This is a genomic window from Agromyces sp. G08B096, from assembly GCF_040267705.1.
In the GTDB taxonomy this organism is placed as follows: domain Bacteria; phylum Actinomycetota; class Actinomycetes; order Actinomycetales; family Microbacteriaceae; genus Agromyces.
In genome coordinates, this window is record NZ_CP158374.1 from 1,788,534 (window position 1) to 1,812,286 (window position 23,753).

A 23,753-nucleotide genomic window follows, 5' to 3' on the forward strand; every position below is an offset into this window, starting at 1 on the left:
GGCGGCGCGCCCCACTCCCCCGCGCGCGGCGCGACGACCCCGAGAAGACGGATGACCCCAGCGAGCCCCGAGCCCACCGACCCCCAGATCGCAGAACGCATCGAAGACGTCGACGTCGCCGCCGAGATGCAGGGCTCCTTCCTCGAGTACGCCTACTCGGTCATCTACTCGCGCGCGCTGCCCGACGCGCGCGACGGCCTGAAGCCGGTGCAGCGCCGCATCCTGTTCGGCATGACCGAGATGGGCCTGCGGCCCGAACGCGGGCACGTGAAGAGCTCACGCGTCGTCGGCGAGGTCATGGGCAAGTACCACCCCCACGGCGACTCCGCGATCTACGACGCCCTCGTGCGCCTCGCCCAGCCGTTCACCCTCCGGGTGCCGCTCGTCGACGGGCACGGCAACTTCGGCTCGCTCGACGACGGGCCGGCCGCCTCCCGCTACACCGAGGCCCGGCTCGCGCCGCCCGCCCTCGCCATGGCCGACGGCCTCGACGAAGACGTCGTCGACTTCGTCCCCAACTACGACAACTCCTTCCTGCAGCCCGAGGTGATGCCGTCGGCATTTCCGAACCTGCTGGTCAACGGGGCATCCGGCATCGCGGTCGGCATGGCGACCAACATGGCGCCGCACAACCTCGTCGAGGTCGCGCACGCCGCCCGCCACCTCATCGCCAACCCCGAGGCCACGCTCGACGAGCTGATGGAGTTCGTGCCCGGCCCCGATTTCCCGTCGGGCGGCACGATCGTCGGACTCGACGGTGTCCGCGACGCCTACGCCACGGGCCGGGGGTCGTTCAAGACGCGCGCGAAAGTGTCGGTCGAGCAGCTCTCCGCACGGAAGACCGGGCTCGTCGTGACCGAGCTGCCCTACCTCGTCGGACCCGAAAAGGTCATCGAGAAGATCAAGGACGGCGTCAACGCCAAGAAGATCACCGGGATCTCCGACGTCGCCGACCACACCGACCGCAAGCGCGGCCTGCGCCTGGTCATCGGCATCAAGACGGGCTTCAACCCGCAGGCCGTCCTCGAGCAGCTCTACCGCCTGACGCCGCTCGAAGACGGGTTCGCGATCAACAACGTCGCGCTCGTCGACGGCCAGCCGCAGACGCTCGGCCTCCGGGAACTGCTCCAGGTCTATGTCGACCACCGCATCCGCGTCGTCACTCGCCGTTCCGAGTTCCGCCTCGCACGCAAGCGCGAGCGGCTGCACCTCGTCGAGGGCCTGCTCATCGCGATCCTCGACATCGACGAGGTCATCCAGGTCATCCGCACGAGCGACGACGCCGATCAGGCGCGATCACGGCTCATGCAGGTCTTCGACCTCAGCCAGATCCAGTCCGACTACATCCTCGAGCTGCGGCTGCGCCGGCTCACCAAGTTCTCCCGCATCGAGCTCGAGGCGGAGCGCGACGAACTGCTCGCCGAGATCGCGCGGCTCGAGGAGCTCCTCGGCAGCGAGGCGCGCATCCGCCAGTTGGTCGCCGACGAGCTCGAGGAGGTCGCCGAGCGGTTCGGCACCCCCCGTCGCACGATGCTCACCGAGGGGCGCGCGCTTCCCGCCGCCGCGGCGAGGAAGGCGGTCGCCGCCTCGCTCGAGCACGCGGATGTCCCGTGCCGGGTCGTGCTCGGAGCGACGGGGCGCATCGCCCGCATCGATCGCCCGGAAGGCGCCGAGGAACTCGTGATCACCGTGCCGACGCGGCGGAGCAAGCACGATGCGCTCCGCTCGAGCCTGGACACCACCAGCCGGAGCGAGATCGGTGCGGTCACGAGTCGCGGGCGCCTGATCCGGTTCTCACCGCTCGACCTGCCCGCGCTGCCCGCGAACGCCCCGCAGCTGGCGGCCGGCGTGCGGGTCGCCGAATACCTGGGCCTCGCCGATCGCTCCGAGCGGGTCCTCGCGCTCGTGTCGCTCACCGCGGACCGTCCCATCGTCTTGGGCACAGCCCAGGGCGTCGTGAAGCGCGTGACGCCGGGCGGCTACCCCAACCGTCCCGACTTCGAGGTCATCGCGTTGAAGCCGGGCGACGAGGTCGTCGGCGCCGCCCAGGGCGGCGACGACGACGAACTCGTGTTCGTCGCGAGCGACGCCCAGCTGCTGCACTTCCCCGCGTCGTCGGTGCGTCCGCAGGGGTGCGCCGCGGGCGGTATGGCGGGCATCAAGCTCGCCGACGGCGCACGCGTCATCGACTTCGAGGCGATCGCGCCCGCAGACGTGGAGCGCACGGTGGTCGTGACCATCGCGGCGACGACCGACACGTTGCTCGGCGCCGACCCCGGGGCAGCCAAGGTGTCGGCGTTCGACGAGTTCCCCGGCAAGGGCCGGGCCACCGGCGGCGTGCGGGCGCAGCGGTTCCTCAAGGGGCAGGACGCCCTCGCGGTCGCCTGGGTCGGCCCCGGCCCGGCGCACGCGCTCGGCGCCGACGGCTCGGTGCGTCAGCTGCCCGAGCAGCTGGCCAAGCGCGACGCCTCGGGCACGCCGATCGATGCGCCCGTCGCGACCGTCGGACGCCGGATCGGCTGAGCCGTGCCGGCGGGCCGCCCGGCTCGCGGGTCGGCCCGTCGGGCCGGGCGGGCTGGCCGGGCCGGCGAACGGCCTGACGGCCGCCCGGCTCAGGCGTCGATGCGGTCCCGGCTGAGCCCGTTGGCGCTGTCGATGATGAACTCCTTGCGCGGCGCGACCTCGTTGCCCATGAGGAGTTCGAACACGCGGCCCGCCTGCTCGGCGTCGGCCACGCCGACCCGCCTGAGCGTGCGGTGCTTCGGGTCCATCGTCGTCGTCGCGAGCTGATCGGCGTCCATCTCGCCGAGGCCCTTGTAGCGCTGGATCGGATCCTGGTACTTGCGGCCGCGACGCTTCAGGTCGGCCAGCACACCCGTGAGCTCGGCCTCGGAGTAGGTGTAGATGACGTCGTTCGGCTTCGAGCCCGGATTCAAGGCGACGACGCGGTGCAGCGGCGGCACCGCGGCGAACACCCGTCCCTCCTCGATCATCGGGCGCATGTAGCGGAAGAACAGCGTCAGCAGGAGCGTGCGGATGTGCGCCCCGTCGACGTCGGCGTCGCTCATGATGATGACCTTGCCGTACCGGGCCTGCGAGATGTCGAACGATCGGCCGGAGCCCGCACCGATGGTCTGGATGATCGCGGCGCACTCGGCGTTGCCCAGCATGTCGGCGATCGAGGCCTTCTGCACGTTGAGGATCTTGCCGCGGATCGGCAGGAGCGCCTGGTGCTCGCTGTCGCGTGCGAGCTTCGCGGTGCCGAGCGCGGAATCGCCCTCGACGATGAACAGCTCGCTGTGCGCGACATCCGTCGACCGGCAGTCGGCGAGCTTCGCCGGGAGCGACGACGACTCGAGCGCGTTCTTGCGGCGCTGGGTCTCTTTGTGCGTGCGCGCGGAGATACGCGCCTTCATCTCGGCGACGACCTTGTCGAGCACGAGGGCGGTCTGCGCCTTGTCGTCGCGCTTCGTCGAGGCGAAGCGTTCGCCGAGGGCCTTCGTCACCACCGACGAGACGATCGACCTGACGGCGGGCGTGCCGAGCACCTCCTTCGTCTGACCCTCGAACTGCGGCTCGGCGAGGCGCACCGTCAGCACGACCGTGAGGCCGGCGAGCACGTCATCCTTCTCGAGTTTGTCGGTGCCGACCCTCAGCCGGCGAGCGTTCTGCTCGACCTGCGCGCGCAGGAACTTCAGCAGTCCCTGCTCGAATCCGGCCTGATGCGTGCCGCCCTTCGGCGTCGCGATGATGTTCACGAAGCTGCGGAGGATCGTGTCGTAGCCCGTGCCCCAGCGCAGTGCGATGTCGACGTGGCACTGCCGTTCGACCTCGGTCGGCACCATCGCGCCCGTGTCGCTCAGCACCGGCACCGTCTCGGTGAACCGGCCGTCGCCGGTCAGCCGCCATACGTCGGTGACCGGGCCGTCGACGGCGAGGTGCTCGACGAACTCGGAGATGCCGCCGTCGAAGGCGAACCGGTGCTCCTCGGGTTCCTCACCGCGCTCGTCGAGGACCGTGATGCCGAGGCCCGGCACGAGGAACGCCGTCTGACGGGCGCGGCCGAGCAGCTCCTCGACCTGGAACGTCGCACCCTTCGTGAAGATCTGCGGGTCGGCCCAGTAGCGGATGCGCGTGCCGGTCACGCCCTTCGCGACCTTGCCGACGACGCGCAGCTCGCTGGCCTCTTCGAACGGCGTGAACGTCGATGCGGGGCTCGGCTCCGCAGCGGACGGGTCGGCGAACCGCCCGGGCTCGCCGCGATGGAACGACATCGCCCACGTCTTGCCGCCGCGGTCGACCTCGACGTCGAGGCGCTCGGACAGGGCGTTCACGACGGACGCGCCGACACCGTGCAGACCGCCCGAGGCGGCATACGAACCCGAGCCGAACTTGCCGCCGGCGTGCAGCTTGGTGAACACGACCTCGACGCCGCTGAGCCCCGTCTTCGGCTCGATGTCGACCGGGATGCCTCGGGCGTGGTCGCGCACCTCGACGCTGCCGTCACGGTGCAGGATGACCTCGATCTCAGTGCCGTGGCCGCCGAGCGCCTCGTCGACGGAGTTGTCGATGATCTCCCACAGGCAGTGCATCAGGCCGCGGGAGTCCGTCGACCCGATGTACATGCCGGGGCGCTTGCGGACGGCCTCGAGGCCCTCGAGCACGGAGAGATGACGCGCGGAATAGTCGGAGCTCACGTCGCCCAAGCCTACTGACCGCGGACGACACCACCGGTCAGGCACTACGCGCTGAGCGAAATGCCCGTCCCACGGGACGGAGCGCAGCATCAGGCGTGTTTACATGGATGAACCGAACGGAACGTGAGCGATGGAGGAGGAGCCATGACGCAGTACACCGAGACGACCGGTGCGGTCGAAGCCGAGGCCCCGTACGAGCTCACGGCGCTCGACCGGTGCGACGCCTGCGGCGCGCAGGCCTACATCCGGGTGACGGTCGCGAACGGCGAGCTGCTGTTCTGCGCCCACCACGGTCGCAAGCACCAGGAGAAGCTCTCCGAGATCGCGCACAGCTGGCACGACGAGTCGAGCCGTCTGCTCGTCGACTCGCGCGACTGAGCGGTCCCGAAACCACGAACGCCCCGTCTTCGGACGGGGCGTTCGTCGTATCGGCGGGGCGTCTGCGGCCGGGTCGGCGCGTTCAGGCGGGCAGCGCCACTCCGGCGGCCTTCAGCTGAGCGGCGCGTGCCTCCGCGGCGAATGCGTCGACGACGGCGGTCTGCTCCCCCGGCTCGTACGCGACGCCCGCTCGCGTCGCCATCTCCGTGAGCATGGCGTCGGCGAGAGCGGGGTTCTTCGCGAGGACGGGACCGTGCAGGTGCGTGCCGAGCACCCAGCCCATGACGACGCCCTCCTGGCTGGAACCGCGCCCGTTGCCTTCGCCGGCGACGATGCGCCCGAGCGGCGACGCCTCGGCCTGCACGTACTCCCGCGCGTGATTCTCGAACCCGACGAGGTGGCCGAAGCGTGGCGAACGCACCACGAGGTCGCCGGTGATCCGTCCGCCCTCCGCGCGCGGCACCGCGCGACCGGGGAGCACGGCCAGTCCCTCGACGATGCCGCCGTCGGCGGTTTCGATGCCCCAGCTCAGCAGCTCCCAGCCGGTTCCGATGCTCAGGATCGGAACGCCCTCCGTGCCCCACCGGCGCAGCTCGTCGTGCATCGTCAGCAGCCGCGCGCGAGCCGGCTCGAGCGTCGAGTCGCTACCCGAGCCGACGATCACGGCGTCGACGTGCGCGGGGAGGTCGGCGGCGTCCTCGACCGCGACGATACGCGCCTCGTGGCCCGCCCAGCGGAGCCGCTGCGCGAGCACGGCCGCGTTCTCGGCGTCGCCGTTCGTGTTCAGCAGAGACGGCACCAGGGCCGCGATCGTGAAGGTCATTCGGTTCCCGTGAGTCCGAGATGGGCGCGCGTGCGGCGCATGGCGTCGGCGGAGAAGACGATCGTCTTCACCCCGGAGGTGGGCGCAGGCGCCGCGAGGAAGTCGTCGACGGCGCGCCCGAGGTCGGGTTCGATCCGGTCGACCGCGACCCCGTCGTAGGCGACCATCAGCGCGGCCTCGGCCGCCTTCGAGCCGCTCACGATCGCGACGCGCCCGAGCGAAGAGGCATCCGTCGGCCAGAAGTACGACGGATCGCGCACATCGGAGCCGATCGCGAACAGGATCTGCTCAGTGCCCGCTTCGATGCCGTCGACGTTCAGCTGGTAGCTCGCGGGGTTCTGGACGAGCACGAACTCGACCTCCTGGCCTCGCACGACCGTGCGCTCGCCGCGCCCGAACACCGCCGGGATCGCGCTCAGCGCCTGCACCGCGACTTGGCGGTCGAACCGCTCCCCGAGGGCCGCTTTCGCGGTCGCGTACGCCGCCGCTGCGTCGACCGCGTAGTGCGTGCCCCGTGCGGGCAGTCCGACGACGACGGATGCCTCGCCGTCGAGCAGCTCCGCACGACGACCGTCGATCGCCTCGACCACCACGCCGTCGCGCGATGCGAGGCGGGTTCCCGAGGTCTCGGTGTGCCCGAGGCCGCGGGGAGCCTGCTCGAGCACCGCCTGCGAGACGCCGAACCGATGGACGGCGACGCCCGGCCCGACACGCCCGGCGAGGCGCTCGAGGCTCGCGTCGTCGGCGTTCACCACGATCGCCTCCTGCGCGCGCGCGGCGATGCGCGCCAGCATGCCGACGACCATCTCGGGGTCGTGGAAGCGGTCGATCTGATCGACCATGACGTTCGTCAGCGTGACCATGCGGGCGTCGACGCCCTGCATGACGAGCGCGCCGTGGCCCTCATCCATCTCGAGCACGGCGACGTCGCCAGGCACGCGGCCGCGCCAGTCGGCCTGTTCGAGCAGCGCCGAGGTGAGGCCCTGGCTGATGTTGGCGGTCGAAGGGTTCGTGAAGACCTCGACGCCGTGGGCCCGGAGGATCGCCACGAGCATCTTCGTCGTCGTCGACTTGCCGCTCGATCCGGAGACCACGAGGAGCCCCTGCGGGAACCCGGAGAGCGTGCGCTTCAGGTATCCCGGCGCGATGCGGTTGACCACGAGGCCGGGCACAGCCGATCCCCCGCCCGGCTTCCTGAGCCGGGCGAGGAACCGCACGAACCGGCCGACGAGGATCGCCGGCGCGTATCGCACCTGCGGCCTACTCGAGGTAGTCGCGGAGCGACTGCGAGCGGGACGGGTGGCGCAGCTTCGCCATCGTCTTCGACTCGATCTGGCGGATGCGCTCGCGGGTCACACCGAAGGTGTCGCCGATCTGGTCGAGCGTCTTCGGCATGCCGTCGCCCAGGCCGAACCGCATGCGGATGACCCCTGCCTCGCGCTCGCTCAGCGAGTCGAGCAGCGACTCGAGCTGCTTCTGCAGCATCGTGAAGCCGACCGCGTCGGCCGGCACGACCGCCTCGGTGTCCTCGATGAGGTCGCCGAACTCGCTGTCGCCGTCTTCGCCGAGCGGAGTGTGCAGCGAGATCGGCTCGCGGCCGTACTTCTGCACCTCGATGACCTTCTCAGGGGTCATGTCGAGTTCCTTCGACAGCTCCTCGGGCGTGGGCTCCCGACCGAGGTCCTGCAGCATCTGGCGCTGCACGCGGGCGAGCTTGTTGATGACCTCGACCATGTGCACCGGGATGCGGATGGTCCGGGCCTGGTCGGCCATCGCCCGGGTGATCGCCTGACGGATCCACCACGTCGCATACGTCGAGAACTTGAAGCCCTTGGTGTAGTCGAACTTCTCGACCGCACGGATGAGGCCCAGGTTGCCCTCCTGGATCAGGTCGAGGAACTGCATGCCTCGACCCGTGTAGCGCTTGGCGAGCGAGACCACGAGGCGCAGGTTCGCGCCGAGCAGGTGGCTCTTGGCGCGCTGGCCGTCCTTCGCGACCCACTGCAGCTCACGGCCGAGCTGCGTGCGCTTCTCGGCGTCGCTCATGTGCGACAGCTTCTCCTCGGCGAACAGGCCCGCCTCGATGCGCATCGCGAGCTCGACCTCTTCGGCCGCGTTCAGCAGCGCGACCTTGCCGATCTGCTTCAGGTAGTCCTTGACGGGGTCGGCCGTGGCACCGGTGATCTGCGCCGAGTAGACCGGGACCTCGTCCTCGTCGTCGGCGGCGCGCAGGACGAGGGCGCCCGTCGGGTGCGGCTCGACCGGGATCGGTGCGGCGTCCTCCGTCTCCTCCTCGTCGTCGGCGGTCTCACCTTCGACCTCGGCGGTCTCCTCGACGACGACCTCGGCCTCGAGATCGGCCGGGTCGATCTCCTCGTCGTCCTCGGGCTCGTCGCCGCCCTTGGCGGCGCCCTTCGCCTTCGTCGCGGTCTTCGCGGTGGCGGTGCGAGGGGTCTTCGACGCCGACGCGGCCTTGGGCCCGCCCGACTTCGTCGCGGCCTTCGCCTTCGGCGCCGCCTTGGAGGCGGCCGGCTTGCTCGCCGGCTTCGCCGCGGTCTTCGCGGTCGCCTCGGCGTCGGCCTTGGCTGCCGTCGCGGACTTGGTTGCCATGAATTCGACCTCTCCTCGCCGTCGCACGCTCGTCGCCGTGCGGCGCGGCTGCTGCTCCGGGTCCGGTGTTTTCGGACACTATGAGGACCCATGTCAAGTCCGCCGTGAATCGCGATCGTGATCGCGCGGATCGGACGAGAACGGGTCCTGTAGACAATTATACCAGCGCACACCCCCTGAGACGCGCGGGCGCACGGCTCCGGCGCGTGCGTCTTCGGCGCTTCCCCTACCTCAACACGTGCAGCCGCCGAGGCATTCCCGGCCAGGGAGGCCGGTCAGGGAGGCCGGTCAGGGTCAGTCCCCGAGCGGCGGCGGCTCCTCGTCGCGGCCGCGCCGGAAGGCGAGGAACTTCTCGAGCTCGGCGGCGATCGCATCCGCGGAGGGCACTTCGCCGTCCTCGTCGGTGAGCGGCGAACGGAGGACGGTGCCTTCCATGTACGAGTCGTGCCGCTGCTCGAGGGTGCGGACGAGCTTCGCGAGCTCGCCGTTCTCCGCGACCTGCTCGTCGATGCGCGCGACGAAGTCGCGGCCCTGCTCGCGGAGCACGTCGGTCGGGAAGATCAGGCCCGTGGCCGAGCTGATCGCCTCGAGCGCCGCGACCGCGGCGGACGGGTACTCGGTGTCGGACAGGTAGTGCGGCACCAGCAGCACGAAGCCGGCGATCGGATGCTCCTGCGCGTGAAGTCGGTACTCGACGAGGTGCATCGCGTTGGCGGGCGCCTCGGTCGTCGGACGCCAGACCGACATCGCCTCGATCAGGTCGGACCGGTTGCCGCTGACGGTGAGCGACATCGGCCGGGTGTGCGGCACCGGCATCGGGATCGCGTTGATCCACGTCGTCGAGGCCACGCCGAACTCGTCGATCAGACCGAGCACCGCGGCGCTGAAGCGCTCCCACTGGAAGTCGGGCTCGTAGCCGGTGAGGAGCAGGAACGAACGCCCGAGCTCGTCGCGCGCCAGCGCGAGCGACAGCCGCGGCGGGCGGTAGTCGGCGAGGTGGTCGCCGTCGAAGAGGATGATCGGCCGTCGTGCACGGTAGTCGAGCAGTTCGTCGGCGTCGAAGGTCGCCACGACCGTGCTCTCGAGGGTCGAGAGCAGGTACTCGGTGGTCTGCGCCACCGCGCCGCCCGCATCGGCGAAGCCCGTGAGACCGGCGACGAGCGGGAGACCGCGGGGCACCGAGACATCCGGGTTCACCTCGTAGAGGGAGCGGGGATCGCGCATATCTCCAGCGTACTGAGGGCCGCGGACGGGCCGGGCAGCACGCCCCCGGCCCAGCGTGTGCCGAGAGCGAACACGTACGATCGGGTGCCATGACGCGACCCCGACTCCAGCTCTCCACCTCTCCCGCTGCCGAATCGTCGGCCGCCACAGCCGTCGTGTTCGCCGTCGCCGCGTCCGACGACAGCTCGCCCCGGCTGCTCGACGACGGCGGATTCGACGGCCTCGCGGACGACCTCGCCGCCGTCGGCGGCACCGGAGCGGCCGAGGAGATCACTCGTCTGCCGGGCCGATCGGGCGGCCCGGCCCGCGTCCTCGTCGCCGGGGTGGGCGCGACGGCGGATGCCGCATCCCTGCGGCTCGCAGCCGGTGCGGCACTCCGCAGCGTGACGGATGCCTCCGACGTGGCGCTCGCCCTGCGCGGCGTCGACCCCGAGCTCGCGGCCGCGGCGCTCGAGGGCGCCGGCCTCGGCGCCTACCGCTTCACGAGGTACCGCTCGGAGCCGAAGGCCGGGCCGGAGACCGTCGTCGGTCACACGGATGCGGACGACGAGTCGGTCGGCCTCGCGCGTGCGGCGGCGGTCGTCGAGGCCGTCGCGCTCACGAAGGACCTCGTCAACACCGCCCCAGCCGAACTGACGCCCGAGGCGATGGCCGAGGTCGCGCGCGAGGCCGCCGAGGAGGTCGGCGTCCGCGTGACCGTGCTGGAGGGCGACGCGCTCCGCGACGGCGGCTTCGGCGGGCACGTGGCCGTCGGCCAGGGATCGCAGCACGGCCCCCGTCTCGTGCGGCTCGAGTACGCGCCGGCGGATGCCTCGTTCTCGCTGGCCCTCGTCGGCAAGGGCATCACGTTCGACTCGGGCGGCCTCTCGCTGAAGCCGCCGGCGTCGATGGTCGGGATGAAGACCGACATGGCCGGTGCCGCCGCGGTGCTCCACGCGATCGTCGCGCTCGCGAAGCTCGGCGCACCCATCCGCGTCGTCGGATGGCTGTGCCTCGCGGAGAACATGCCCTCGGGTACGGCCGTGCGTCCGACCGACGTCATCACCATCAAGGGCGGCACCACCGTCGAAGTACTGAACACCGATGCCGAGGGCCGGCTGGTGCTCGCCGACGCACTCGTCGCCGCGAGCGAGGAGCAGCCCGACGCGATCGTCGACGTCGCGACGCTGACCGGCGCGCAGATGGTCGCGCTCGGGTCGCGGGTCTCGGGCCTCATGGGCGAGCCGGCCCTCGTGGACACCGTGCGACACGCCGCAGACGCGGTCGACGAAGCCGTCTGGCCCATGCCGCTGCCCGACCACCTCCGTCCCCTCCTGAAGTCCGACGTCGCCGATCTCGCGAACACGAAGCTCGGCACCGTGGTGCCGGGGATGTCCCTCGCCGGCGTGTTCCTCCGCGAATTCGTGGGCCGGAAGGACGACGAGGCCGGCGACCGCATCCCCTGGGCGCACCTCGACTTCGCCGGCCCGTCGAACAACACCGGCGGCGGGTGGGGATTCACCGGTCCGGGCGCGACGGGAGCCATGGTGCGCACCCTCATCCGCCTGGGCGAGGACCTCGCTGCCAGGTAGTAAGGTCGTGGAGGCGAGATCCTCGCCGAGCAGCCTGCGCCGGGCACGAACCGGCGCGGTCCATGCCGCAGAACCGATGCGCAAGGGAGATTTCCGGTTGTCCGAGCAGAATTTTGACCTCGTCGTCCTCGGCGGCGGCAGCGGCGGATACGCGGCGGCACTGCGTGCCGTGGAGCTCGGGCTCACCGTCGCGCTCATCGAGAAGGACAAGCTCGGCGGCACCTGCCTCCACCGCGGCTGCATCCCGACGAAGGCACTGCTCCACGCGGCGGAGATCGCCGACAACGCGCGCGACTCGGCGAAGTTCGGCATCCGGGCGAGCCTCGAGGGCATCGACATGAACCAGGTCGCCGCCTACCGCGAGGGCATCGTCTCGAGCAAGTGGAAGGGCCTGCAGGGCCTCATCAAGGCCCGGGGCATCACCGTCGTCGCGGGCGAAGGCCGCCTGGTCGCCCCGAAGACCGTGCAGGTCGGCGACGACCGGTACACCGGCACCAACGTCGTGCTCGCGACCGGTTCGTACTCCCGCTCGCTCCCAGGCCTCGAGATCGGCGGCCGCGTGATCACCAGCGAGCAGGCGCTCGAGCTCGACTTCGTGCCGAGCCGCGTCGCGGTGCTCGGCGGCGGCGTCATCGGCGTCGAGTTCGCGAGCGTGTGGAAGTCCTTCGGCGCCGAGGTGACGATCATCGAGGCGTTCCCCCACCTCGTGCCCAACGAGGAGGAGTCGATCTCCAAGCAGCTCGAGCGCGCCTTCCGTAAGCGCGGCATCGACTACAAGCTCGGCGTCCGCTTCCAGTCCGTCACACAGAATGACGACGGCGTCGTCGTGACGCTCGAGAACGGCGAGACCGTCGAGGCCGAGCTGCTGCTCGTCGCGGTCGGCCGCGGGCCGGTCACCGCCGGCCTCGGCTACGAGGAGGCGGGCATCACGATCGACCGCGGCTTCGTCATCACCGACGAGCGGCTGCGCACGAGCGTTCCGGGCGTCTATGCGGTCGGCGACATCGTCCCCGGACTGCAGCTCGCCCACCGCGGCTTCCAGCAGGGCATCTTCGTCGCCGAGGAGATCGCGGGCCTCGCGCCCATCGTCGTCGAAGACGTCAACATCCCGAAGGTCACCTACTGCGAGCCGGAGATCGCCTCGGTCGGCTACACGGAGGCTCGCGCCGCCGAGAAGTTCGGCGCAGACCAGGTCTCCTCCTACGACTACAACCTCGCGGGCAACGGCAAGAGCCACATCCTCGAGACGAGCGGCTCGATCAAGGTCGTCCGCGTGAACGACGGGCCGATCGTCGGTGTGCACATGATCGGCGCGCGCGTCGGCGAGCTCATCGGCGAGGCCCAGCTCGCGGTGAACTGGGAGGCGTACCCCGAGGATGTCGCCCCGTTCATCCACGCGCACCCGACGCAGAACGAGGCGCTCGGCGAGGCCTTCCTGAAGCTGGCCGGCAAGCCGCTCCACGCGCTCTGAGCCCACACCCCCTGATTACGACTGCAATAAGCTAGAACGCGTCCCACGCTGTGAAGGAGACAAGCGCATGAGCGAATCCGTCAGCCTCCCGGCACTCGGTGAGAGTGTCACTGAAGGCACGGTCACCCGATGGCTCAAGAACGTCGGCGACCGTGTCGAGGTCGACGAGCCGCTGCTCGAGGTCTCGACCGACAAGGTCGACACCGAGATCCCGTCGCCGGTGGCCGGTGTCATCGAGGCGATCCTCGTCCAGGAGGACGAGACGGTCGAGGTCGGCACCGCGCTCGTGACGATCGGCGACGGCTCGGGTGCGGGCGAGGCCCCGGCGGCGCCCGCCGCGGAGACTCCCGCTGAGGCACCTGCCGCTCCGGCGCCTGCCGCTGAAGCACCGGCTGCCCCCGCCCCTGCCGCTGAGGCTCCCGCTCCCGCCGCCGAGACGCAGGCCGCGCCCGCCCAGGCCCCTGCTGCCCCGGCCGCGCCGGCGCCCGCAGAGGCTCCCGCTGCTGTCCCGGCCGCCCCGGCTCCCGCTGCCGAGGCGCCCGCTGCTCCGCAGGCTCCCGCTGCGCAGCCGGCTCCCACGCAGCCGACCGCACCTGCCCCTGCTGCCCCGCAGGCCCCGGCCGCTCAGGCTCCTGCTGCCCCGGCGGCGCCCGCCCCGGCCGCACCCGCTCCCGCTGCCCCCGCCGCTCCTGCTCCGGCGGCGCCGAGCACCGGTGCGCACGCCGGCGGTGCCGGGTACGTGACGCCGATCGTCCGCAAGCTCGCGAACGAGCAGGGCGTCGATCTCGCCTCGGTGACGGGCAGCGGCGTCGGCGGACGCATCCGCAAGCAGGACGTCCTCCAGGCGCAGAGCCAGGCGCAGGCCCCCGCGGCGCCCGCTGCGGCTCGCCCTGCCCTCGAGACCTCGCCGCTGCGCGGGACCACCCAGCCGATGACGCGTCTGCGCAAGGTCGTGGCCGAGCGTGCGGTCGTGTCGATGCAGTCCACGGCCCAGCTCACCTCGGTCGTCGAGGTCGACGTGACGAAGGTCGCCCGTCTCCGCGACCGCGTGAAGGGCGACTTCCAGGCGAAGACGGGCAACAAGCTCTCCTTCCTGCCGTTCTTCGCGCTCGCGGCCGTCGAGGCGCTCCGCGCGTACCCGATCATCAACTCGACGGTCGACGGCGACTCGATCGTCTACCCCGAGCGCGAGAACCTCAGCATCGCGGTCGACACCGAGCGCGGCCTGCTGACGCCCGTGGTCCGTGACGCCGGCGAACTCGACATCGCAGGCCTCGCCGCGCAGATCGCCGACCTCGCCGAGCGCACCCGCAACAACCAGCTGAAGCCCGACGAGCTCTCCGGCGGCACCTTCACGCTCACGAACACGGGGTCGCGTGGCGCATTGTTCGACACGCCCGTCGTCTTCCTCCCGCAGACGGCGATCCTCGGCACCGGCATCGTCGTGAAGCGCCCTGTGGTCGTCTCGCAGGACGGTCAGGACGCGATCGCGGTCCGCTCGATGGTCTACCTCGCTCTGTCGTACGACCACCGGATCATCGACGGCGCCGACGCGGCGCGCTTCCTCACCGCGGTGAAGGACCGCCTCGAGGGCGGCGACTTCGAAGCCGACCTCGGCATCTAGTCGAAGATCTCCCGCAGTCGCCAACCGGCCTCGGTCCTCATCACGAGGACCGAGGCCGGTTCGCGTTGCGCGTCCGCGTACGGGACGCCCACGAGCCACGCCTCGCCCATCTCCCCGAGGATGGACGGTGCCGCGAGATCGTACGCCTCGCGCCCTCCGGGCGCCGCCCCCGACTGCCCATCGAGGATGGCGGTGCGGTCGGCGGCCTCCAGCGCCGAGCCGGCCTGCACGACCCCGTCGAGGCAGGCGAGGTCGAGCCGGTCGAAACAGGTGTCCCGCCGAACGAGCAACTCCGCGACCGCGGATGCCGCATCCGAAGCCGAGGTCGACGCGCCGGTCTCTGACGCGGGCGGGTTCGACGCCGATCCGTCTGACGCGGACCCGGGCGCGTCTTGCGCGGCATCGACGTCCGCTCCGGTCGTGGCGGGCTGGGTGGTGAGCACTCCGGTGCCCGGCACCGACCCGGACGTGGCGGCCGAGGCATCCGGTCCGGCGTCGGAGGGCGGCACCAGCGTGAGCAGCAGGATCAGCGCACCCCCACCTGCGAGGGCGGCGACGGTCACCGTGGCCCGCCGCCGGGCGAGCATCTCGAGGATCCGCCGGCGGGGGCCGTCCGCGGAGCGGCCACGCCCCGTCGCTCGGCTGACTCCGACCGCGGCGAGCTCGCCCATGCCGAGCCGCTCTGCCGCCGCCCTCAAGGCCCCGGCGAGTCCACCGCGCGACGCTCGCTCGACCTCGTCGGCGCCGACGGGCGCCAGGTCGGGCGGTGTGCCGGGCATTCCTCGCGGTCCCTCCAGAACCGGGGACGGATGACGCGCCGGCGCGAGCGTGAGTCCGGCGACGGGGGCGGGCGCCCCGATGGCGAAGAGCAGGCGCTCCACCTCCCCGTGACACGGCACGAAGGGGCGCTCGGCGAGGCGTTCGGCGAGCAGCGCGCGAATGGGCTCGAGTGCGCCCGCCGGATGGGTCATCCCGGCGACGTCGTCGACGAGCCCGGCGTATGCCGCATGCGTTGCGCGCACGAGGGCGGTGCGTTCGCTCTCGGCGACGCCCGGCGCAGGCAGCCGCGTCAGCCAACCCGTGCCGACGAGCCGGGGGCGTCCGCGTCCATCGAAGAGGACGTCCGCCGGGGTCATCCTCGTCAGTGCGAATCCGTGCCGCTCGAGCTCGCCGACGCCGACGACGACCGGCGCCAGCACCGTGATCGCCTCGCCGACCGTGATCGATCGGTGGGCGCCGATCGAGGCGAGGCTCGTCGCGCCCAGGCGTTCGACGACGAGACACGTCCGTCCGTCAGGGAGCGTCGCGAGGTCGCGGAGCCGAGGCAGGACGTTCACGTGCGACATGGCGTCGAGTTCGATCGCGATGGGCGCCGGATCCGCCTCGGGTTCGTACACCCGGACGACCACGACCTCGGCCGGCGCATGATCGTCTCCAGAGGGTCGAGCCGGGATGCGTGCCTCGCCCGGGACGGCGGCCCGTTCACCGGCGACGGCGAGGTAGAGGTGCGCACGCCGACCGGCGGCGATGCGACGGAGCAGCCGGTATCCGGCCAGCCACCCCGTCTCCGGCGGCTCCGCCGGTGAGGACGGCTCGGGGGCGGGTGCGGCTGACGTGGATCTCCGGCGCATGCCCTCGATCCTTCGCACTGCCCGACCGACCAGAGGCGACGACGCTTCGGCCCGTGCAACGCGCGGCGGCGACCCGGCCTGTGCAGGAGCGGTGCCTAGACTGAGGTCATGCTCGACTACGTCGTCACGGGGCTAAGCGCCAACTCCGTGCCGTACAGCGAGGGCCTCACCCTCCAGCGCGCCGTCCATCAGTCGGTGGTCTCCGGGGATTCTCCCGACACCGTCATCCTCCTCGAACACGAGTCCGTCTACACGGCGGGCAAACGCACCGCACCCGACGAGCGACCCACCGACGGAACACCCGTCGTCGACGTCGACCGCGGCGGCAAGATCACCTGGCACGGGCCGGGACAGCTCGTCGGTTACCCGATCGTGCATCTGCCCGAGCCGATCGACGTCGTCGGATACGTCCGCCGCCTCGAGGGCGTCCTCATCGACCTGCTCGGAGAGTTCGGCATCGCCGGCCGACGGGTCGACGGCCGTTCCGGGGTCTGGGTGGGCGACGGCATCGACGAGAAGATCGCCGCGATCGGCATCCGGGTCGCCGACGGCGTCGCGATGCACGGGTTCGCCCTCAACTGCTCGAACGACCTCGCGCCCTACGAGCGGATCGTCGCGTGCGGCATCCGCGATGCCGGCGTCACGACGATGTCGCGCGTGACCGGGCGACTCATCCGGCCGGTGGACGTGATCGAGCCGCTCCAGCGGAGGCTCGACCAGGCGTTCGCGGCGGTCGCCGCGTGAGCGCGGCTCCCGAGGGGCGTCGGATGCTCCGCCTGGAGGTCCGCAACGCCCAGACGCCCATCGAGCGGAAGCCCGAGTGGATCAAGACACGGGCCAAGATGGGGCCTGAGTTCCGCGAGCTGCACGCGCTCGTGAAGTCGGAAGAGCTTCACACGGTCTGCCAGGAGGCGGGCTGCCCCAACATCTACGAGTGTTGGGAGGATCGCGAGGCGACCTTCCTCATCGGGGGCTCGCAGTGCACCAGGCGGTGCGACTTCTGTCAGATCGACACGGGGAAGCCGGCCGACTACGACGTGGACGAGCCGCGCCGGGTCGCCGAGTCGGTGCTCCGGATGCGACTGCGCTACTCCACGGTGACGGGCGTCGCCCGCGACGACCTGCCGGATGAGGGCGCGTGGCTGTACGCCGAGACGATCCGCGAGATCCACCGCCAGTCCCCCGGGACCGGCGTGGAGATCCTCGTGCCCGACTTCTCGGGCGACCCCGACCGCCTTGCGGAGGTGTTCTCGGCGAAGCCCGAGGTCTTCGCCCACAACGTCGAGACCGTGCCGCGGATCTTCAAGCGGATCCGCCCCGCCTTCCGGTACGAGCGTTCGCTCGGCGTGCTGACCGCCGGCCGAGATGCCGGCCTCATCACCAAATCGAACCTGATCCTCGGCATGGGCGAGGAGCGCGAGGAGATCTCGCAGGCGCTCCGTGACCTGTACGAGGCGGGCACCGACATCATCACGATCACGCAGTACCTGCGGCCGAGCCCTCGGCACCTGCCGGTCGCGAGGTGGGTCAGGCCCGAGGAGTTCGTGGAGCTCAAGGAGGAGGCGGAGGAGATCGGGTTCCTCGGCGTCCTCGCGGGCCCGCTGGTGCGGTCGTCGTACCGGGCGGGCCGTCTGTGGGCGCAGTCGATGCGGGCGAAGGGGCGGGACATCCCGGCCGGCCTCGAGCACCTCGCGGACGCGTCGCTGGGCTTCGCGCAGGCGGTCGGATGACTCCCAGCCGGGGGCGGGCGTTCCGCCCGTCCCCGGCGGCCGATTCCGGTCCGGAGCCGGGCCCCGCGCCGGTATCCTAGTGACCATGGCACGCACCAAGGACAGCTCGTCCGCCCAGAAGGAGCCCGGCCGCCTCAAGCAGATGTGGCAGGTCTTCCAGATGACCCGCCGCTACGACTCGACGGCGCCGTGGCTCATGCTCCTGGGATTCCTCGCGCCGATCGCCCTCGGCCTCGCGCTCGCGCTCTGGCTGAGCGGTGGCAACGGCTTCACCATCGCCCTGTGGGTCGTCGCCGGCGTGCTCGCGGGTCTCCTGATCGCGATGGTCATCCTCGGGCGGCGTGCCGAGCGCGCCGCGTACTCCCAGATCGACGGCCAGCCTGGCGCCGTCGGCGCGGTGCTCCGCAGCGGCCTTCGCGGCGGATGGATGGGCAACGAGATGCCCGTCGCCGTCAACGGCAAGACGCAGGATGCCGTCTACCGCGCAGCCGGGCGCGGCGGAGTCGTCCTCATCGGCGAGGGCGACCCGCACCGGGTGCAGCGCATGCTGAAGGACGAGGAGCGGAAGGTCGCCCGCGTACTGCCGAACGTGCCGATCCGCCTCATCACGGTCGGGCACGACGACGACTCGGTCGAACTGCACCGCCTTGCGTCGACGCTCCGGAAGTCGAAGCGCGTCCTCACGAAGCCCGAGGTGCTCGCGGTGTCGAACCGGCTGAACTCGCTGCAGAACTCCCTGCCCATCCCGAAGGGCATCGACCCGATGAAGGTCCGCGCGCAGCGCGGGAAGATGCGCTGACCCGATCCCGCGGCGTGCGCTGACGGGACGGGCGGGCGCGCGTCAGGCTCGGATGAGCACGGTGCCGGCGACCTTGTCGTGGAAGCCGCGCTGATCGGAGTCCCACACGAGCGCCGGGACCACGATGACGAGCAGCAGCGTCCGGACGACGGGACGCCAGAGCCCCACCCATCCGCCGGCGATCGGCACGACGTGCATGCCGAGCAGCCGGTGGCCGACGCTTCCCCCGATCGTCGGGATGAAGACGATCTGCATCAGGGCGAAGAGCCCGAGCGTGATCCAGGTGTGCACGGCGGACTGATAGGGCGCGAACAACAGCGCGATGACGATCGCGAGCCCGTAGTCGATCGCGAGGGCCCCGAGGCGCCGCCCGACGCGGGCGACGGATCCGCGCCCGGAGGCCGGGAGCCCGAGTCGCTCGCCCGGCCACCGGCTGGGCTCGAGATCGCCGAAGGTGCTGGGGGTCGCGTCGGGCATCCATCGATTCTATCGATCGCCGGCGGCGTAACACGGTGGAAACATTCGTGTCATGGCAGGGAAACCGCCTCCCAGTAGCGTCGGTCGCGGCCGTCCAGAGCCCCGCCGATTCCCACCCCTTGGAGCGTCGCCCCATGTTCAGTGATTCCTCTGAAGTCCTCAAGTTCATCAAGGAGACGGACGTCAAGTTCCTCGACATCCGTTTCACCGACCTCCCGGGCGTGCAGCAACACTTCAACATCCCGGCGTCGACGGTGGATGAGGAGTTCTTCACGGTCGGCCAGCTCTTCGACGGCTCCTCGATCCGCGGGTTCGCGTCGATCCACGAGTCCGACATGCAGCTCATCCCGGACGTGTCGACGGCCTACATCGACCCGTTCCGCATCGAGCGCACGCTGGTGATGGTGTTCGACATCTACAACCCGCGCAACGGCGAGATCTACGCCAAGGACCCGCGCCAGGTCGCGAAGAAGGCGGAGAAGTACCTCGCCTCGACCGGCATCGCCGACACCGCCTACTTCGCCCCCGAGGCCGAGTTCTACATCTTCGACGACGTGCGGTACGAGGTCACCCAGAACGGCAGCTTCTACTCGGTCGACTCCGAGGAGGGCGCCTGGAACTCGGGTCGCGTCGAGGAGGGCGGAAACCTCGGCAACAAGACCCCGTACAAGGGCGGCTACTTCCCGGTCTCGCCGGTGGACAAGCAGGCCGACCTTCGCGACGACATCTCGCTGAAGCTCATCGACGCGGGTCTCATCCTCGAGCGCGCCCACCACGAGGTCGGCACGGGCGGCCAGGCCGAGATCAACTACCGCTTCGACACGATGGTGCACGCGGCCGACGACATCCTGAAGTTCAAGTACATCGTGAAGAACACCGCGCAGCAGTGGGGCAAGACGGCGACGTTCATGCCGAAGCCGCTGTTCGGCGACAACGGTTCGGGCATGCACACCCACCAGTCGCTCTGGAACGAGGGCAAGCCGCTCTTCTACGACGAGGCGGGCTACGGCGGCCTGAGCGACATCGCGCGCTGGTACATCGGCGGCATCCTGAAGCACGCCCCGGCGATCCTGGCCTTCACCAACCCGACGGTCAACTCGTACCACCGCCTCGTGCCGGGCTTCGAGGCCCCGGTCAACCTGGTGTACTCGGCCGGCAACCGTTCGGCGGCGATCCGCATCCCGATCACCGGCACGAACCCGAAGGCCAAGCGCATCGAGTTCCGCGCGCCGGACGCCTCGGGCAACCCGTACCTCGCCTTCGCCGCGCAGCTCATGGCCGGTATCGACGGCATCAAGAACCGCATCGAGCCGCACGAGCCGGTCGACAAGGACCTCTACGAGCTGCCCGCCGAGGAGGCCAAGTCGATCCCCCAGGTGCCGGGCTCGCTCGACGCCGTGCTCGACGCGCTCGAGGCCGACCACGACTTCCTCCTCGAGGGCGGCGTGTTCACCAAGGAGCTCATCGAGACCTGGATCGACTACAAGCGCGAGAAGGAGCTGAAGCCGCTCGCGCAGCGCCCGCACCCGTTCGAGTTCGAGCTGTACTACGGCGTCTGATCTCGAGGGTTCGAGACCACGGCACCCCCCTGCCGTCCCCAGGAAGCGCCCGCATCGTTCGCGATGCGGGCGCTTCCGCCGTCTGCGCGCAGATCGCCGATGCCTCCGCACGGCGGCGGCACACGGCCTCCGGTCGGGTGGGACGCCAGCGGATCAGACGCTGGGTTCGCGCCTCGGCTCGACGCCGTAGAACCCGCGCTCGAAGACGGCCCGCGCCCGACGTGTCGCGGCGAGGTAGTCGTGCTCGAGCGTGCTCGCTGAGCCCGGCGGGTAGCCCATGATGCGAGCGATGCCCTCGAGCTGTGCGCGGTCGACGGGCAGCACATCGGTCGTCTTGTCGAGCCACAGCGTCAGGGCCGATCTCGCCCGGGAGGCGATGATCCACGCGGCCCGCAGCGTCTCGGCGTCGGCCGCGTCGACGAGCCCGGCGGCGACCGCGGTCGCCAGGGCGTCGAGGGTGGACGTGGTGCGGAGGTCGGGTACACGCGCGGCGTGCTGGAGCTGGACGAGCTGGATGAACCACTCGACGTCGGAGAGCGAGCCCCGGCCGAGTTTCAGATGGCGGGCGGGGTCGGCACCCTGCGGGAGGCGCTCGTTCTCGACGCGCGCCTTGATGCGCTTGACCTCTCGGACGTCGCGCTCGGAGATCGCCGCGGGGTACCGGACGGTGTCGGCGAGCTCCATGAAGTCGGCGATGAGCGGGGCATCCCCCGCCACCCCGCGCGCCCGCAGCAGGGCCTGCGCCTCCCAGGTGAGCGACCAGCGGGCGTAGTAGGCGCGGTACGCGTCCAAGGAACGGGCCACGACGCCGTTCCGCCCTTCCGGACGGAGGTCGGCGTCGAGCTCGAACGGGAGCCGCGCGTCCTCCGAGAGGCGGTTGAGCTCGGCCACGATGCGGAGCGCTCGCGAATGCGCGGCATCCGGCTCGGCGCCCGCCGGACGGTACACGTAGATGATGTCCGCATCGGACCCGAGGCCGAGCTCGCGTCCGCCGAACCGGCCCATGGCGATGACGGCGAAGTCGATGCCGTCGGGCTCGGGTCCACGGATCGCGGACACGAGAGCGGCGAGGTGGTTCTCCACGACATCGCTCAGCCCGTGCCCGAGCTCCTCGACGGTGCACACGTCCAGGAGACCCGCGAGCGCCAGGCGCAGCACCTCCCGCCGACGCATCGCACGGAGCACCTTGGCTGCGGCATCCGGGGCCGTGTGCCGCGCGAGCACGGCGCGCGCCTCCTCCCGGAGGGATGCGAGCGAGCGCGGGCGGAGCTCGTCGACATCCTCGAGCCAGGCGACGGACTCGGGCGCACGCTCCAGGAGCTCCCCAGCGAATCGTGATCCCGAGAGCACCCGCGTGAGCCGCATCGCCGCATCCGACGAATCGCGCAGCAGCCGCAGGTACCAGTGCGTCGTTCCGAGTTCGTCGCTCAGCCGGCGGAAGGCGAGCAGGCCGTAGTCGGGGTCGGCGCCCTCGGCGAACCACGAGATGAGCACCGGCATGAGGTGGCGCTGGATCGTCGCACGCCGGCTCACGCCCGCGGTGAGCGCACCGATGTGCGCCAGCGCGCCGCGCGGGTCGCTGAAGCCGATCGCGGCCAGCCGGGCCTCGGCCTGCTCGCTGGTGAGCTCGAGGCCCTCGGCAGGCAGCGCCGCGACCGCGGAGAGCAACGGCCGATAGAAGAGGCGCTCGTGCAGTCCGCGCACACGCTGCCGCACCCCGAGCCACGTCGCCGTGAGCTCCCGCGCGTCGCGGCCGAGGCCAGCGGCCCGCGCGAGGACCCGACGGTCGGCATCGGAGGTGGGCATGAGATGGGTGCGCCGGAGTCGCGAGAGCTGCAGGCGGTGCTCCAGGACACGCAGCGTGCGGTAGTCCCGGCTGAACTCGGCGGCCTCCTCACGGCCGACGTAGCCGGCCGCGGCGAGGGCGGCGAGGGCGGGCAGCGTGCCGCCCTGGCGGATCGATTCGTCGGATGCCCCGTGCACCAGCTGCAGCAGCTGGACGGTGAACTCGATGTCTCGCAGGCCTCCCGGGCCGAGCTTGAGCTGCAGGTCGACCTCGTCAGCCGGGATGTGCTCGGTCACGCGTTCGCGCATGCGCTGCACGGACTCCACGAACCCCTCGCGCGACGAGCTGGTCCACACCTTCGGCCCCACGGCCGCGGCGTAGCGATCCCCGAGGTCGCGATCGCCCGCGAGCGGCCGCGCCTTGAGCAGCGCCTGGAACTCCCAGCTCTTCGCCCAGCGGTCGTAGTACTGCACGTGCGAGTCGAGCGTGCGCACCAGCGCGCCATCCTTGCCCTCGGGGCGCAGGTTCGGGTCGACCTCCCAGAGCGGAGGCTCGATGCCGGGTTCGCCGATCGCGCGTTGCACGAGCATCGCGAGCCGGGTCGCGATCTCGATCGCGCGGCCGGTCGCCACGGTCTCCTCGTCGGCGGACTCGCCGACGTAGATCACGTCGACGTCGCTGACATAGTTGAGCTCGCGCGCGCCGGCTTTGCCCATGCCGATGATCGCGAGGCGCGTCGCCGCGACCTCGGCGGCGGGATAGCGGCCGGGCGCCGGAGCGTCGCCGTCCTCGCGCGAGACCACGGCGCGCGCCAGCGAGAGCGCGGCGTCGAGCGTCGCACCGGCAAGGTCCGCGAGTCCGGCCGCGACCGTGTCGACCGCCTCGATGGCGCTCGGACGTGTGAGATCCCACACCGCGAGCCGGGCCAGCAGCCGGCGGTACCGAACACGCAGCGCCCGCGACTCGCGATCGAAGTCGACCCCGCTGCCCGAGGCGACCGCCCCGGCGAGACGAACGGATGCCTCCCGCTGCGCGGCCGGAGGTTCGGGCTCGGCGGCGAGCAGTGCCAGCTCGGCGGGGTTGCGCTCGAAGAAATCGGCGAGACCTCTGGAAGCGCCGAGCACCCGTGCCAGTCGGTCGGCGGCGGCCGGGTCGGCGAGCAGGCGGTCGGTCTCCCCCGGCGCCCGGTCGCGGAGACGTCGCGCGGCGACGACCGCGGCGTCGGGGTCCGCTGCTCCCGCGAACGCGGCGGCGAGTTCGTCGGCCGCGACGCCCGTCGCCGACGCGAGCTCGCGGATGTGTTCCGCCGCACGGCCGAGGTCGTCGAACCCCGCGCGCGCGAGCGCGCCGAGGATGCTGGCCTGGCGCGACAT

The 23,753-nt window shown here is 71.2% G+C and carries 17 protein-coding genes; 9 read left to right on the forward strand and 8 right to left on the reverse strand.

Annotation, left to right across the window (positions count from 1 at the left end):
* Window positions 1-51 precede the first annotated feature (51 nt).
* Complete coding sequence (locus tag ABIQ69_RS08690) at window positions 52-2,523, forward strand: DNA topoisomerase IV subunit A (RefSeq protein WP_350349959.1); 2,472 nt, start codon at window positions 52-54, stop codon at window positions 2,521-2,523.
* A gap of 89 nt (window positions 2,524-2,612) precedes the next feature.
* Here ABIQ69_RS08690 and ABIQ69_RS08695 read toward each other — a convergent pair whose 3' ends face one another.
* Window positions 2,613-4,697 carry a DNA topoisomerase IV subunit B gene (locus ABIQ69_RS08695; protein ID WP_350349960.1) on the reverse strand — a complete coding sequence of 695 codons (2,085 nt, stop codon included), beginning with the start codon at window positions 4,695-4,697 and terminating at the stop codon, window positions 2,613-2,615.
* A gap of 144 nt (window positions 4,698-4,841) precedes the next feature.
* Between ABIQ69_RS08695 and ABIQ69_RS08700 the strand changes: the two genes are divergently transcribed.
* The gene (locus ABIQ69_RS08700; protein ID WP_350349961.1) at window positions 4,842-5,075 is read left to right on the forward strand and encodes a hypothetical protein; all 234 of its coding nucleotides are present in this window, start codon (window positions 4,842-4,844) and stop codon (window positions 5,073-5,075) included.
* Between the two features lie 82 nt (window positions 5,076-5,157).
* On the opposite strand, the gene ABIQ69_RS08705 is transcribed toward ABIQ69_RS08700, so the two are convergent.
* From ABIQ69_RS08705 to ABIQ69_RS08720, 4 genes are all read right to left on the reverse strand, one after another.
* Window positions 5,158-5,898 carry a cobyric acid synthase gene (locus ABIQ69_RS08705; protein WP_350349962.1) on the reverse strand — a complete coding sequence of 247 codons (741 nt, stop codon included), beginning with the start codon at window positions 5,896-5,898 and terminating at the stop codon, window positions 5,158-5,160.
* Window positions 5,895-7,151, reverse strand: a complete 1,257-nt coding sequence (locus ABIQ69_RS08710; protein ID WP_350349963.1) for a Mur ligase family protein — start codon at window positions 7,149-7,151, stop codon at window positions 5,895-5,897. The genes ABIQ69_RS08705 and ABIQ69_RS08710 overlap by 4 nt, the downstream gene beginning before the upstream one ends.
* Window positions 7,152-7,158: 7 nt before the next feature.
* Window positions 7,159-8,508, reverse strand: a complete 1,350-nt coding sequence (locus ABIQ69_RS08715; RefSeq protein WP_350349964.1) for an RNA polymerase sigma factor — start codon at window positions 8,506-8,508, stop codon at window positions 7,159-7,161.
* Between the two features lie 294 nt (window positions 8,509-8,802).
* Entirely contained in the window at window positions 8,803-9,732 is a 930-nt protein-coding gene (locus ABIQ69_RS08720; protein ID WP_350346735.1) for a PAC2 family protein, read from the reverse strand.
* An 89-nt stretch (window positions 9,733-9,821) separates the two neighbouring features.
* Between ABIQ69_RS08720 and ABIQ69_RS08725 the strand changes: the two genes are divergently transcribed.
* From ABIQ69_RS08725 to sucB, 3 genes are all read left to right on the forward strand, one after another.
* Complete coding sequence (locus ABIQ69_RS08725) at window positions 9,822-11,303, forward strand: leucyl aminopeptidase (protein WP_350346736.1); 1,482 nt, start codon at window positions 9,822-9,824, stop codon at window positions 11,301-11,303.
* A 97-nt stretch (window positions 11,304-11,400) separates the two neighbouring features.
* On the forward strand, window positions 11,401-12,774 hold the full coding sequence (gene lpdA, locus ABIQ69_RS08730; protein WP_350349994.1) for a dihydrolipoyl dehydrogenase: 1,374 nt from the start codon (window positions 11,401-11,403) through the stop codon (window positions 12,772-12,774).
* A gap of 67 nt (window positions 12,775-12,841) precedes the next feature.
* Window positions 12,842-14,398 (forward strand): 2-oxoglutarate dehydrogenase, E2 component, dihydrolipoamide succinyltransferase, encoded by a 1,557-nt coding sequence (gene sucB / locus ABIQ69_RS08735; RefSeq protein ID WP_350346737.1) that lies wholly within the window; start codon window positions 12,842-12,844, stop codon window positions 14,396-14,398.
* Here sucB and ABIQ69_RS08740 read toward each other — a convergent pair.
* The gene (locus tag ABIQ69_RS08740) at window positions 14,395-16,029 is read right to left on the reverse strand and encodes a hypothetical protein (RefSeq protein ID WP_350346738.1); all 1,635 of its coding nucleotides are present in this window, start codon (window positions 16,027-16,029) and stop codon (window positions 14,395-14,397) included. The two genes, sucB and ABIQ69_RS08740, sit on opposite strands and share 4 nt — an antisense overlap.
* Window positions 16,030-16,137: 108 nt before the next feature.
* Between ABIQ69_RS08740 and lipB the strand changes: the two genes are divergently transcribed.
* From lipB to ABIQ69_RS08755, 3 genes are all read left to right on the forward strand, one after another.
* On the forward strand, window positions 16,138-16,773 hold the full coding sequence (lipB, locus tag ABIQ69_RS08745; protein ID WP_350346739.1) for a lipoyl(octanoyl) transferase LipB: 636 nt from the start codon (window positions 16,138-16,140) through the stop codon (window positions 16,771-16,773).
* Window positions 16,770-17,759: a lipoyl synthase gene (lipA, locus tag ABIQ69_RS08750; RefSeq protein ID WP_350346740.1), complete on the forward strand. Its 990-nt coding sequence runs from the start codon at window positions 16,770-16,772 to the stop codon at window positions 17,757-17,759. Before lipB ends, lipA begins: the two co-directional genes overlap by 4 nt.
* Before the next feature lie 85 nt (window positions 17,760-17,844).
* Window positions 17,845-18,558, forward strand: a complete 714-nt coding sequence (locus ABIQ69_RS08755; RefSeq protein ID WP_350346741.1) for a DUF4191 domain-containing protein — start codon at window positions 17,845-17,847, stop codon at window positions 18,556-18,558.
* A 42-nt stretch (window positions 18,559-18,600) separates the two neighbouring features.
* Here the strand turns inward: ABIQ69_RS08755 and ABIQ69_RS08760 are convergent, their stop codons facing one another.
* Entirely contained in the window at window positions 18,601-19,035 is a 435-nt protein-coding gene (locus ABIQ69_RS08760) for an RDD family protein (protein WP_350346742.1), read from the reverse strand.
* A 134-nt stretch (window positions 19,036-19,169) separates the two neighbouring features.
* Between ABIQ69_RS08760 and glnA the strand changes: the two genes are divergently transcribed.
* Window positions 19,170-20,594 carry a type I glutamate--ammonia ligase gene (glnA, locus tag ABIQ69_RS08765; RefSeq protein WP_350346743.1) on the forward strand — a complete coding sequence of 475 codons (1,425 nt, stop codon included), beginning with the start codon at window positions 19,170-19,172 and terminating at the stop codon, window positions 20,592-20,594.
* Window positions 20,595-20,747: 153 nt separating this feature from the next.
* On the opposite strand, the gene ABIQ69_RS08770 is transcribed toward glnA, so the two are convergent.
* Window positions 20,748-23,753, reverse strand: a complete 3,006-nt coding sequence (locus ABIQ69_RS08770; RefSeq protein WP_350346744.1) for a bifunctional [glutamine synthetase] adenylyltransferase/[glutamine synthetase]-adenylyl-L-tyrosine phosphorylase — start codon at window positions 23,751-23,753, stop codon at window positions 20,748-20,750.